This window comes from Microbacterium sp. ProA8 (genome assembly GCF_039905635.1).
Taxonomy (GTDB): domain Bacteria; phylum Actinomycetota; class Actinomycetes; order Actinomycetales; family Microbacteriaceae; genus Microbacterium; species Microbacterium chionoecetis.
Genome location: NZ_CP157000.1, coordinates 2,604,217 through 2,616,239, shown reverse-complemented (window position 1 = coordinate 2,616,239; position 12,023 = coordinate 2,604,217). Strand labels below are relative to the sequence as shown.

Annotated in this window: 12 protein-coding genes and 1 tRNA gene; 4 read left to right on the top strand and 9 right to left on the bottom strand. The window is 70.3% G+C overall.

Translation table 11 applies throughout. The features are described from left to right. Positions 1-55 precede the first annotated feature (55 nt). Positions 56-2,989, top strand: a complete 2,934-nt coding sequence (locus tag ABG085_RS11715; RefSeq protein ID WP_347975920.1) for a UPF0182 family protein — start codon at positions 56-58, stop codon at positions 2,987-2,989. A gap of 55 nt (positions 2,990-3,044) precedes the next feature. Here ABG085_RS11715 and ABG085_RS11710 read toward each other — a convergent pair whose 3' ends face one another. From ABG085_RS11710 to idi, 7 genes are read right to left on the bottom strand one after another with little or no spacing between them, the layout of a single operon-like run. Continuing rightward, positions 3,045-3,938 carry a prenyltransferase gene (locus tag ABG085_RS11710; RefSeq protein ID WP_347975919.1) on the bottom strand — a complete coding sequence of 298 codons (894 nt, stop codon included), beginning with the start codon at positions 3,936-3,938 and terminating at the stop codon, positions 3,045-3,047. Further along, a complete protein-coding gene (locus ABG085_RS11705; protein ID WP_347975917.1) occupies positions 3,935-4,255 on the bottom strand; it encodes a lycopene cyclase domain-containing protein in 321 nt (106 codons plus the stop codon). The genes ABG085_RS11710 and ABG085_RS11705 overlap by 4 nt, the downstream gene beginning before the upstream one ends. After that, complete coding sequence (locus ABG085_RS11700) at positions 4,252-4,605, bottom strand: lycopene cyclase domain-containing protein (protein ID WP_347975916.1); 354 nt, start codon at positions 4,603-4,605, stop codon at positions 4,252-4,254. The genes ABG085_RS11705 and ABG085_RS11700 overlap by 4 nt, the downstream gene beginning before the upstream one ends. A 2-nt stretch (positions 4,606-4,607) precedes the next feature. Then, positions 4,608-6,173 (bottom strand): phytoene desaturase family protein, encoded by a 1,566-nt coding sequence (crtI, locus tag ABG085_RS11695; RefSeq protein ID WP_347975915.1) that lies wholly within the window; start codon positions 6,171-6,173, stop codon positions 4,608-4,610. Further along, positions 6,170-7,051 (bottom strand): squalene/phytoene synthase family protein, encoded by an 882-nt coding sequence (locus ABG085_RS11690; RefSeq protein WP_347975914.1) that lies wholly within the window; start codon positions 7,049-7,051, stop codon positions 6,170-6,172. Before ABG085_RS11690 ends, crtI begins: the two co-directional genes overlap by 4 nt. Continuing rightward, complete coding sequence (locus tag ABG085_RS11685; RefSeq protein WP_347975913.1) at positions 7,048-8,103, bottom strand: polyprenyl synthetase family protein; 1,056 nt, start codon at positions 8,101-8,103, stop codon at positions 7,048-7,050. Before ABG085_RS11685 ends, ABG085_RS11690 begins: the two co-directional genes overlap by 4 nt. Continuing rightward, positions 8,100-8,651: an isopentenyl-diphosphate Delta-isomerase gene (gene idi, locus ABG085_RS11680; RefSeq protein WP_347975912.1), complete on the bottom strand. Its 552-nt coding sequence runs from the start codon at positions 8,649-8,651 to the stop codon at positions 8,100-8,102. Before idi ends, ABG085_RS11685 begins: the two co-directional genes overlap by 4 nt. A 79-nt stretch (positions 8,652-8,730) precedes the next feature. On the opposite strand from idi, the gene ABG085_RS11675 reads away from it, so the two are divergent. Then, positions 8,731-9,207 (top strand): MarR family transcriptional regulator, encoded by a 477-nt coding sequence (locus tag ABG085_RS11675; protein ID WP_347975911.1) that lies wholly within the window; start codon positions 8,731-8,733, stop codon positions 9,205-9,207. An 81-nt stretch (positions 9,208-9,288) separates the two neighbouring features. Here the strand turns inward: ABG085_RS11675 and ABG085_RS11670 are convergent. Next, positions 9,289-9,362, bottom strand: a tRNA-Met gene (locus tag ABG085_RS11670). A gap of 92 nt (positions 9,363-9,454) precedes the next feature. Between ABG085_RS11670 and ABG085_RS11665 the strand changes: the two genes are divergently transcribed. Together ABG085_RS11665 and ABG085_RS11660 are read left to right on the top strand one after the other, a co-directional pair. After that, entirely contained in the window at positions 9,455-9,973 is a 519-nt protein-coding gene (locus ABG085_RS11665) for a DUF6328 family protein (protein WP_347975910.1), read from the top strand. Then, positions 9,970-10,773: a carbon-nitrogen hydrolase family protein gene (locus tag ABG085_RS11660; protein WP_347975909.1), complete on the top strand. Its 804-nt coding sequence runs from the start codon at positions 9,970-9,972 to the stop codon at positions 10,771-10,773. The genes ABG085_RS11665 and ABG085_RS11660 overlap by 4 nt, the downstream gene beginning before the upstream one ends. 18 nt (positions 10,774-10,791) lie before the next feature. On the opposite strand, the gene ABG085_RS11655 is transcribed toward ABG085_RS11660, so the two are convergent. Beyond that, on the bottom strand, positions 10,792-11,991 hold the full coding sequence (locus tag ABG085_RS11655) for an aminotransferase class I/II-fold pyridoxal phosphate-dependent enzyme (RefSeq protein ID WP_347975908.1): 1,200 nt from the start codon (positions 11,989-11,991) through the stop codon (positions 10,792-10,794). Positions 11,992-12,023: the final 32 nt, after the last annotated feature.

Sequence of the window (12,023 nt, the reverse complement as noted above, 5' to 3'; positions counted from 1 at the left end):
GTTCGCCCAGGGAGGACAAGGCGGCCGCCCTGAATCCGCCGCCTAGGATGGGACGGTGACCACGACCTCGTCGCCGCCCCCGGCCACACCCTCCCGCACCCGACGCGTCATCGCCATCACCCTCGCGATCATCGCCGCGCTCGTGGTGGCCTTCTTCGTCTTCGCGAGCCTGTACGCCGACTGGCTCTGGTTCGACCAGCTCGGGTTCACCGAGGTGCTGCTGACGCAGTGGATCGCCCGTGTGGTCATGTTCGTGGTCGGCTTCCTCGGGATGGCCGTGCCGGTGTGGCTGTCGATCCAGCTCGCCTACCGCCTGCGACCCGTGTACGCACGGCTGAGCTCGCAGCTCGACCGCTACCAGGAGGTCGTCGAGCCGCTGCGACGGCTCGCGATGTGGGGCATCCCGGTCTTCTTCGGCTTCTTCGCCGGCTTCGCCGCCTCGGCGCAGTGGGAGACCACGTGGCTGTGGTTCAACGGCGTCGCCACCGACACCACCGATCCCGAGTTCCACCTCGACACCGGCTTCTACATGTTCGCGATGCCGTTCTGGAGCTCGCTGATCGGGTTCGCCTCGGCGGTGCTGCTGATCTGCCTGCTCGTCACCGCACTCGTGTCGTACCTGTACGGCTCGGTGCGCGTGGGCCAGCGCGAACTGCGCATCTCGAAGTCCGCGCGCATCCAGCTCGCGGTGATCGCCGGCCTCTACCTGCTGGTGCAGGCGGCGAGCCTCTGGCTCGACCGCTACAAGACGCTCGTGGAGTCCGGCGCGGACGACCGCATCACCGGCCCCGGGTACACCGGCGTCAACGCGATCATCCCCGGCCAGACGATCCTCGCCATCGTGGCGGTCATCGTCGCCATCCTCTTCTTCGTCACCGCCATCATCGGCCGCTGGCGCTACCCGCTCATCGCGACCGCGCTGCTGGTGGTGTCGGCGATCGTCGTCGGCGTCGGCTATCCGTGGGTCGTCAACACCTTCCAGGTGCAGCCGAACCGCTTCTCGCTCGAAGAGGAGTTCTACCAGCGCAACGTCGATATGACGCACCAGGCATACGGCGTCTCCGGCCTCACGCAGGAGGACTTCGCCGCGGTGACGGATGCCGAGCCCGGCCAGCTGCGCGACGACGCCGCCACGACCGCGCAGGTGCGCATCATGGACCCGGCGATCATCTCGCCCAACGTGCGCCAGCTCGAGCAGTACCGGTCGTACTACCAGTTCGCCGACCCGCTCGACGTCGACCGCTACGAGCGGGACGGCGTGTCGCAGGACACCGTGGTGTCAGTCCGCGAGCTCAACCTCGACCAGCTCGGCAACGCGGCGGACTGGCAGAACTCGGCTGTCGTGTACACCCACGGCTACGGGATCGTGGTGGCCAAGGGCAACGACCGCACGGGCGACGGCGATCCGGTCTTCCTGGAGCGCGGCATCCCCGCCAGCGGCTTCCTCACGGACCAGGACGACTTCCAGCCGCGCGTCTACTTCGGCGAGTCCTCGCCGCCGTACTCGATCGTGGGCGCGCCCGAGGGCACCCCGCCGGCGGAGCTGGACTATCCCGAGGGCGGCGACGCCGCCTCCGGCGAGCAGAAGACCACCTTCGAGGGCGACGGCGGGCCCAGCCTCGGAAGCGTCTTCAACCGGCTGGTGTACGCGCTGAAGTTCCAGGCCGAGCAGATCCTCTTCTCGGACTACGTCAACTCAGAATCGCAGATCCTCTACGACCGCAACCCGCGTGAGCGTGTGCAGAAGGTCGCGCCGTATCTGACGCTCGACAACGACGCGTACCCGAGCGTCGTCGACGGCCGTATCGTGTGGATCATCGACGGCTACACCCTGAGCGCGAACTACCCCTACTCGTCGACGGTCAGCCTCACCTCCGCCATCTCGGACTCCAGCAACCCCGCGCCGCGCTTCGCGCTCGACGACATCAACTACATCCGCAACTCGGTCAAGGCGACCGTCGACGCGTATGACGGCTCGGTGACGCTGTACGCGTGGGACGAGGAGGACCCGCTCCTGCAGGCGTGGCAGAAGGTGTACCCCTCGACGATCGAGCCGATCAGCGAGATGTCGGCCGACCTGATGAGCCACGTGCGCTACCCGACGGATCTGTTCAAGGTGCAGCGCACGATCCTGGGCGTCTACCACGTCGACGACGCGCGGTCGTTCTACCAGAGCGACAACCGCTGGCAGACGCCGAACGACCCGCAGGACGACACCGCACTGCAGCCGCCGTACTACCTCACGATGCAGATGCCCGGTGAAGAGGCGCCGACCTACTCGATGTTCACGTCGTTCATCCCGTCCTCGACGGGCGGCAACGCGCGGAACGTGCTGATGGGCTACCTCGCCGTCAACTCGAACGCCGGGGCCGAGGCCGGTGTGAAGAGCGAGGACTACGGCAAGCTCCGCATGCTGGTGATCGACGCCGACACCCCGGTCTCGGGACCCGGCCAGGTGCAGAACGACTTCGACTCGCAACCAGAGGTGTCGTCGTTCGTGAACATCCTGAAGCAGGGCGACTCGGACGTGCTGAAGGGCAACCTGCTCACGCTCCCCGTCGGCGGCGGCCTGCTCTACGTGCAGCCGGTGTTCGTGCAGTCCTCGGGCGCCACGAAGCTGCCCAAGCTGCAGAAGGTGCTGGTGTCGTTCGGCACGGACATCGCCTTCGAGGACACGCTGAACGAAGCGCTCGACACGCTGTTCGGCGGCGACTCGGGTGCTGACGCCGGTGACACCGACGTCGAGCCCACGCCGGGCGGGACCCCGCCGCCGCAGCCGACGCCCGGGCCGACCGAGTCCGCGGAGCCGACCGAGCCGACCGAGCCGGCTGAGCCCACCGACGAGTACCAGGCCGCGCTCCAGGAGGCGCAGCAGGCGCTGGTCGACCGGCAGACCGCGCTCGAGCAGGGCGACTGGGCCGCGTACGGCGAGGCCGACGCCCGGCTCACCACCGCCATCGAGAGGCTCATCGAGCTCGGCGAACAGTAGACCGGAATCAGCGAAGGGCCGCCCATCGGAAGATGGGCGGCCCTTCGCCGTCGTCCTACGCGGTGAGGATCGCGTACCAGATGAGCAGCAGCGTCACCGCGAAGCCCGACAGCTGGTTCAGCCACAGGAAGCGCCGCCATCCCGTCGTTGCCGTCGCCGCGTCGGCATCGAGGACCGAGCGGTAGGGCCAGACCGTCGCGAGATAGGGCACGACGAGGACCGCGGCCAGCGGGCCCGGCCAGCTCGTCGCGAGCATGGCGACGCCGGCCGCGGCGTAGCAGCCGAGCGCGAAGCGGACCGTCCATCGTGCGCCCCGCGCGGTCGCGATCGACGCGATGCCGGCTTCGCGGTCGGCTACGACATCCTGCACCGCACCGAACGCGTGGGAGGCGACCCCCCAGAGAGCGAACGCGACGATGAGCCCGACGAGCGGCAGCGTCCACGTCGCCCCGGCGAGCACGAGCGCGTAGACGGCCGGGGAGAAGAAGTGGATGCTGCTGGTCACCGAGTCCGCGAACGGCCGCTCCTTGAGGCGCAGCGGCGGCGCGCTGTAGAAGACCACGAAGAACAGGCTCGCCGCGAGCACGAGCCACGACGCGGGGGAGCCGACGACGACGAGGTAGGCGACGAACGGCAGGCACAGCAGCCCCGCCGTCCACAGCGTCACCCGGTGCAGGCGCCGGTCGAGCACCGCCCCGTGCGCCCCGCCCTTGCGCGGGTTGCGCAGGTCGGACTCGTAGTCGAAGACGTCATTGATGCCGTACATGGCGAGGTTGTACGGCACGAGGAAGAACAGCGTGCCGATGATGAGGGTCGCGTCGATCTGACGTGCGGTCAGCAGGTACGCGGCGGCGAAGGGGTAGGCGGTGTTGATCCAGCTCACCGGCCGCGACGAGATGAACAGCTGTCGCACGACGGCCCCTGTGCCGAGGGGTGGTGCGGCGGTCATGAGCGCACCTCCGCTCGCCTTGGGCGAGACGGGAGCAGCGTGAACACCGCGGGAACGAGGAACGCCGCGCAGAGCGGATAGGCGAAGTCCTCGATCGGGGCCAGGCCGATCCGCACCCCGGAGATGAGCGACTCGGGATAGGTGAAGAGGCCGGCGGCGATCATCAGGTTGTCGAACACGGCGGTGAGGATCACCAGGATGCCGGCGGCCAGGGCGGACGCCGTCATCCGCTGCGCGAAGCGCGGGCGTCGCGCCGTGAGCAGCACGAGGACCACGGTGATCGCGAGGAAGGGCACGACGATGAGCGGGTATGTCATCGGGCTGCCTCCGACGTCGACGCCGCGGCATCCGTCCACCGGCGATCGAGCAGGCGCTGAACGCCCGCCCAGGCGACCAGCGCCAGATAGCTCAGGAAGGCCAGGAAGACCGGCTCTTCGAGCGGGAGATGCGGCGCGAGATCGATGCCCAGCAGCAGCGGGCTGCCGCCCTTGACGAACACGCCCGTGGCGATCCCGACCGCGTCCCAGGCGAGGAAGAACGCCGTGCCGATGCCCACGGCGGCGAGCGTCCGACCGGGCGCTGCCCAGGCGGCGAGCCGCCACCGCCGATCGATCAGCAGGATGCCGGCGGCGGAGGCGAGGATCGCGGCGAGATACACACCCGGCATGCCTACACTCTCGCAGGTTCGGCGAGAGGACCGGGCGACCGGTCGCCGCGGAGCCGTTTGACGACCAGCTCGGCGGAGATGAGGCACATCGGCAGGCCGATCCCCGGCAGCGTGGAGGCGCCGACGTACGACAGGCCGTCGACGCGCCGCGACGCATTGCGCGGCCGGAAGACCGCACTCTGCCCGAGCGTATGCGCGAGGCCGAGCGCGTTGCCGCGCCAGGCGCCGAGATCGTCGGCGAAGTCGCCCGGGGTGACCGTGCGGCGCACGACGACGCGGCTCGCCAGATCCGGGATGCCGCACCATTCGGCGATCTGCGCGATGACGCGGTCGGCGGCGGCCTCGATCTGCGGGTCTCCTGCGCCGCCGATGCCCCCGTGCCCGAGGCTGGGGTCCGCGGGCACGGGGACGAGCACGAACAGATTCTCGTGCTCGGGAGGCGCCACGGTGGGGTCCGTGGCGCTGGGGCGGCAGACGTAGAGCGAGGCGGGGTCGGGGATGCGCGGATGCGGGCCGAAGATGTCGTCGAAGCCCGCGCGCCAGTCGTGCGCGAACAGCAGCGTGTGATGGGCGAGCTGCGGCAGCGCCCCCTCGACGCCGAGCATCACCAGCAGCGCGCCGGGGCTCGGGGTGCGCGAACGCCACCATTCCTCGGGGTAGCTCTGCTCCGCGCGGGGGACGAGCTGCGTCTCGGTGTGGTGCAGGTCGGCGCCGGACACGACGAGATCGGCGCTCACGCGGCGTCCGTCGGCGAGCTCGACGCCGGTCGCGGCCCCGGCCTCCGTGGTGATCGCCGTGACGCGCGCGCCCGTCTCGATGACGACTCCGGATGCCTCCGCCAGGCGGGCGATCGCCCCGATGAGCTCGGTGAAGCCGCCACGCGGATACAGCACGCGGTCATCGAGGTCGAGGTGGCTCATCAGGTGGTACAGGCTCGGCACGCCGTACGGTGAGCCGCCCAGGAACACCGCCGGATACTCGAGGATCTGGCGCAGCCGCGGATCCTGGAAGCGGCTCTCGACGTGGCGCGCGAGGCTGCGCGTGAGCAGCGGCGCGAGGCGCGGCATCCGTCGCAGCAGGGCGGGGTCCCTCAGGCCTGCCGTCGTCTCGTAGGTGTCGTAGAGGAAGCGATTGACGGCCAGCTCGTACGCGTCGGCGGCGGAGTCGAGGTACGCGTCGAGCTTCGCGCCCGCGCCCGGCTCGACGCTCTCGAACAGCGCGGTGGCCTCGGCGCGTCCGGACCGGATGTCGAGCGGCTCGAGGCCGGTGGACGGATCGGAGTACACGCGGTACGCCGGATCCAGCGGCACCAGGTCGAGCTCGCGGTCGGCCGTCGTGCCGAGCAGCCGGAAGTAGTGGTCGAACACCTCGGGCATGAGGTACCAGCTGGGGCCGGTGTCGAAGCGGAACCCGTCGTGCTCCCACGAACCCGCACGGCCGCCCAGCTCGTCGCGTGCCTCGAACAGCGTGACGTCCCAGCCCTCGGTGGCCAGCAGCGCCGACGCGGCCAGCCCGCCGATGCCGCCGCCGACGACGACGGCGCGCCGGCTTCCTTCGGTGGTGGTCATGCGCGCGCCTCCCGTGGTGCGAATCCCAGCAGGGCCCGTGCCGCGAGACGCGCTTTGACGGCGTCGGGCACACGCACCCGGGCGTCGTCGTCGCCGCAGGTGCGCAGCCGGGCCGCCAGCTCGGCGAACAGATCGTGCGCCGCGGTCACGGCGCGACGGCAGTCGGCCGGGAGCGCCGGAATGGTGCGCGCGGCCGCGGCGAGGTCGGCGTCGATGCGATCGAGGATCGCCGTGCGCCCCACCTCGTCGCCGGTCAGCCCGAGGTAGTCCCGGCCCAGCACCGCATCGTCGTGATTGCGGTCCCGCAGGAAGTTGACGTCCTGGAACGCGGCGCCGAGACGGCGGGCTCCCTCGGTCAGCTCGGGTGACGGAGTGATCGGATGCGGCGCCCCGGCGTTTACGAACACCTGCAGGCACATGAGGCCGATGACCTCGGCCGAGCCGTAGACGTAGGTGTCGTGCGACATGGCGTCGTGCTGCTGGGTGTGCAGATCGGTCCGCATCGAGGCGAAGAACGGCGCGACGAGCTCAGGTCCGATCCCGCACTCGCGCGCCGTGCCGGCGAACGCGTGCACGACGAGGTTCGAGCTGAACCCGCGGTCCGTGGCGTCGAGGACCTCCTGCTCGAGCTGATCCAGCACCTCGCTCATGGCCTGCGGCGTCATCCCGGCCTCGGCAGCCGGACCGTCGACGATCTCGTCGGCGATGCGCGCGAGGGCGTAGATGTTGCGCACGTGGGGACGGGGACGCGGCCCGAGCAGGCGGCACGCGAGCCCGAACGAGGTCGAGTAGCGCGCGATCACCGTGGCGGCGGCATCCGCGGCCGCCCGGTCGTACAGCGCGAGTCCGGTCGAGGTGCGGCGCTGTGCCTGCCTCACGGGATCCTCGCTTCGATGCCGTCGGCGAGGGTGCGCAGCAGGACGCCCGCGCGAGCCGGCAGGGCAGGATCGTCGGCCGCCGTCCGCACGGACGCGAGAGTCTCGGTCACAAGTGCGACCATACGCTCTCGCGCGCCGCTCGATTCGAGCACGGACTGCGCTTCGCGAACCGCCACCGGGCCGGTGCGGGCCAGCGCCAGCGCTTCGTCGACCCGGCCGGCGGAGGCGGATTCACGCGCGAGAGCGACCAGCGGCGTCCGCTTGTTCTCGCGGAGATCGGGACCCGTGTCCCGTCCGGTCTGCTGCGTCGTGCCGAACGCTCCGATGAGGTCGTCGACGAGCTGGAAGGCGAGTCCGAGGCGTCCTGCGGCGTCTCCGAGCACGCGCAGCGCCTCGGCGTCCGCGCCTCCGAGAACGGCCCCTGCCTGGAGGGGGGCGCGGAACGAGTACACCGCGGTCTTGTTGAACGCGGTGTCGAGGGTCGCGCCGCGCGAGGGGTGGCGCATCGCGACGCTGTTCTCGACATCGGCGAGCTCGCCCGCCGCCGAGACCACGATGGCATCGTCGAGGAGCGTGAGGAGGCGGTCGCGGGTCGCATCGTCGGTGTGGGCCATGGCCACCAGCCGGAACGCCTCGTGGAGGAGGATGTCGCCCGCGAGGATGGCGGCGGCGTCGCCGAGCAGGGCAGCGCCCTCGGCGTCTGCGCCGCCGTCCTGGGCGCGCAGCCGGAACTCGCCGCCGATGTTCGGCACGCCCCGACGCATCGTGTCGTGGTCGATCACGTCGTCGTGCACGACGAAGGCGGTGTGCAGCAGTTCGAACGCGGCCGCGACCGACAGAGCGGCCGAGGCGTTCGCATCGTCGGTGCGGAACGCGTCGAAGGATGCCGTCACCAGCGCCGGCCGCAGGCGCTTGCCGCCGTGCGCGGCCCGCGTGATCGCATCTGCCAGGGCTCCGAACGCGGGACCGAGTTCCACGGCCCGGTCGCGGATGCGCGCCAGCGCCCCGTCGATCGCGATCTGCAGCCGCGGGTCGGTCGCTGCGGGGATCATGACGCGCGACGCTGACGGGCGGGGGTGTCGAACAGGTGAAGCTGCTCGGCCTGCAGCACGAGCCACGGGCTGAACGCCCAGGGCGTCGCCTCGAGCGAGGCCGCGATGGCTTCGGGCTCCACCCAGCGTGAGTCCACCACCTCGAGCGGGTTCATCACCGGCTCGTCGTCGGTGTAGGCGATGTACACGGGGCACACCTCGTGCTCGACGATCCCGTTCGCATCGGTGGCGCGGTAACGGAACAGGGGGAGTGCGACGCGGATGTCGCTCAGCGTGAGCCCCAGCTCGAAGTCGGCGTGCCGGCGCACGGCCGAGAGCACCGGTTCCGCGGGACGAGGGTGACCGCAGAAGGAGTTGGTCCACACGCCCGGCCACGTGCGCTTGCTCAGCGCCCGGCGGGTGAGGAGCACCTGTCCTTCGCTGTTGAGGACGTGACAGGAGAACGCGAGGTGAAGCGCTGTGTCAGGACCGTGCACGCTCGACTTGGGCGCGGTGCCGATGGGGTTTCCGTCGTCGTCCAGCAGCACCACGTGGTCGGTGTCGGGCATCCGATCACTCCTCTCCTAATTGCTAGCCAAACTAGCAATTTTTCCTATGCGATGCTACAACGGGTCGGAGGGAACGTCCATGAAGTCCGAGCGCTGGCAACCGCAGACGAATCATGAGCACGCCGTGATGCGTGTGCTCACGTCGATTCGCGCCGTCAGCGACGCCATGGAGCGCATGCACAGCGGCATGAAGGACGACATGGACATGAACGCCACCGATGTGGCGGCGCTGCGGCTCCTCGTCATCCGGGAGCGGCAGGAGCAGTCGGTGAGTCCCCGCGACATCGCACGGCACCTGCGGATCTCCACCGCTTCGACCACGAAACTGCTGGACCGGCTGGTCGATTCGGGACACGTCGAGCGCCGCCCGCACCCGACCGATCGCCGTGGTCGCGTGGTCGTGCTGACGGAGACGGCACGCCAGGCCTTCTTCCGCGTCTTCGGGGAGCGCCTGCGCGCCATGCGCACGATCGCCATGCGGTACGACGAGTCCGAACTCGCGGTCATCGAGCGGTTCCTCGACGACCTCAGCGGCGCGATGGACCCGCCGGACTGACAGTCCGTCTAGGGCGGCGTGGGGACGGAGCACAACGAAGAAGAGGGCGTCCCTTGCGGGACGCCCTCTTCTTGTTTTCTGTTGCGGGGACAGGATTTGAACCTGCGACCTCTGGGTTATGAGCCCAGCGAGCTACCGAGCTGCTCCACCCCGCGGCACAAGGAATAGCCTAACACGGGTTTGGAGTGCTCTTGCACACGGGGCGTGCGGGTTGCTGTGCTCGCGTCGCTCACGACAGGATGAGCGCATGCCCGGCGACCGCGATGCCCACCCGAAGGATGACCGCGCCGACGGCCGAGACGAGACGCCCGAGGAGCGGGCCGACCGCAACTGGAACGAGGTGCTGCAGGAGCTGCGCGTGCTGCAGACCGGCACCCAGATCCTCACGGGCTTCCTGCTCGCCCTCGCTTTCCAGCCGGCGTTCGCGGACCTCTCCGATCCTCAGCGCGCGGTCTACCTCGGCCTCGTGGTCCTCTCGGCGATCAGCTCGATCGTGGCTCTCGCGCCGGTGGCGCTGCACCGTGTGCTCTTCCAGCAGCGCGCGAAGCCGGCTGTCGTCCGCTACGGCCACGGTGCGCTGATCACCGCGCTGCTGACGGTGTCGGTGCTGGTCGTGGGCGTCGTGGCGTTCGTGTTCGACGTCGTCCTCGACGGTGCGGCCGCCTGGTGGGCGCTGATCCCGCTGGGGCTGCTGATCCTCGTGCTCTGGCTGGTGGTGCCCGCCATCATGCGAATCCGCATCCGGGCGAACGGAGACCCACGATGACCGACACTCTGCCGATCGCGGTCGCGCAATTCGCCCCGACGGCCGACGCGGCGGCGAACATCGAAGCCGTCGCACATCTCGTGGCGACGGCATCCGCTCGAGGCGCCCGCGTGATCGTCTTCCCGGAGTACTCCAGCTACTTCGTCGACCCGTTCGACGAGTCGCTCACCGCCCACGCGCAGCCGCTGGACGGCCCGTTCGTGCAGGCCCTCACCGAGATGGCCGGCACCCACCACATGGTGATCGTGGCGGGCCTGCTGGAACGGGGAAGCGACGAGCAGCGCGTGCGCAACACCGCCGTGGCGGTCGACGGCACCGGGCTGATCGCGCACTACCGCAAGCTGCACCTGTACGACGCTTTCGGGCAGCGCGAGTCGGACTGGGTCGAGCCCGGGGAGCCCGCCCCGCCGCAGACCTTCGAGCTCGCCGGACTCCGGTTCGGGCTCATGACCTGTTACGACCTGCGGTTCCCCGAGGTCGGAAGGCTCCTCGTCGATGCGGGGGCTGACGTGTTCCTCGTGCCGGCCGAGTGGGTGCGCGGGCCGCTCAAGGAGCACCACTGGCGCACACTGCTGCACGCCCGGGCGATCGAGAACACGGTGTTCGTCGCCGCGGCGGACCACCCACCCCCCTTGGGTGTGGGCAACTCGCTCATCGTCGATCCGCTGGGGGTCGAGCTCGCCGCGGTCGGCACGTCGACCGATGTCGCGGTGGCGCACCTCGACGTCGGGGCGATCGGGCGGGTGCGGCGGGTCAACCCCGCGCTGGCGCTCCGACGATTCGGCGTGCAGCCGCGCTGAGCGCGGGATGCTCGGCGGTCAGACGAGGCGGGCGAGGCGGGATGCCGCCTCCTCGAGCACGTCGACGCGCTTGCACGCCGCGAACCGCACCAGCGTCGCGTACTCGGCGCGCCGCTCCGGCGTGGCGAAGGCGGTCAGCGGAATGGCGACGACTCCGCCGCGCTCGGGGAGCTCACGGCAGAAGGCCCCGGCATCCGCTGCCCCCAGCGGGCCCGCGTCGGCCACGGTGAAGTAGGAACCGGCCGGCGTCGATACGTCGAAGCCCGCGGCGCGGAGACCGGCGCCGAGGAGGTCGCGCTTGGCGCGCAGGGTCTCGGCGATGCCGCGGAAGAAGTCGTCGCCGAGGCGGAGCCCGGTGGCGATGGCGGGCTGGAACGGGCTGCCGTTCACGTAGGTGAGGAACTGCTTGACGGCGAGCACCGCGTCGACGAGGGCGGCGGGGCCGGAGATCCAGCCGATCTTCCAGCCGGTGGTCGAGAAGGTCTTGCCGCCGGACGAGATCGTCAGCGTGCGCCCCCATGCCCCCGGCAGCGTCGCGAGGGGCACGTGGGGCTCGTCGAAGACGAGATGCTCGTACACCTCGTCGGTGACGATGACGGCGTCATGGCGCTCCGCGAGACGCACGATCTCGTCGCGGACATCGGCGCTGAACACGGCGCCGGTGGGATTGTGGGGGTCGTTCACCAGGATGACGCGGGTGCGATCGCCGACCGCGGCGCGCAGCTCCTCGAGGTCGGGCTGGAAGTCCGGCCACCGCAGCGGCACCGTCACCAGCCGCGCACCCGCCAGCGCCACGATCGCGGCGTACGAGTCGTAGTGCGGCTCGAAGACGACCACCTCGTCGTCGGGGCCGTCGAGCAATGCCAGCAGCGCGGCGGCGAGCGCCTCGGTGGCACCGGCGGTCACCAGCACGTCCCGGGCGGGATCCAGCAGGAGGCCGTAGAACCGCTCCTGGTGCTCCGCGATGGCGGAGAGCAGATCCGGGATGCCGCGGCCCGGCGGATACTGGTTGACACCGTTGGCGATGGCCGCGCGTGCCGCCTCGAGCACCGCTGCGGGGCCGTCCTCGTCGGGGAAGCCCTGCCCGAGATTGATCGCACCCGTTTGCGCCGCAAGGGCCGACATCTCCGCGAAGATGGTGGGGTGGATCGACCCGTCGTCACCGACGAGTCCGGCACCCGCGGCGGTGCGATGCCAGGCTCCGGGGATCTGTCGCATCGCTTCACCGTACCGGGCGGGCTCATCCCTGT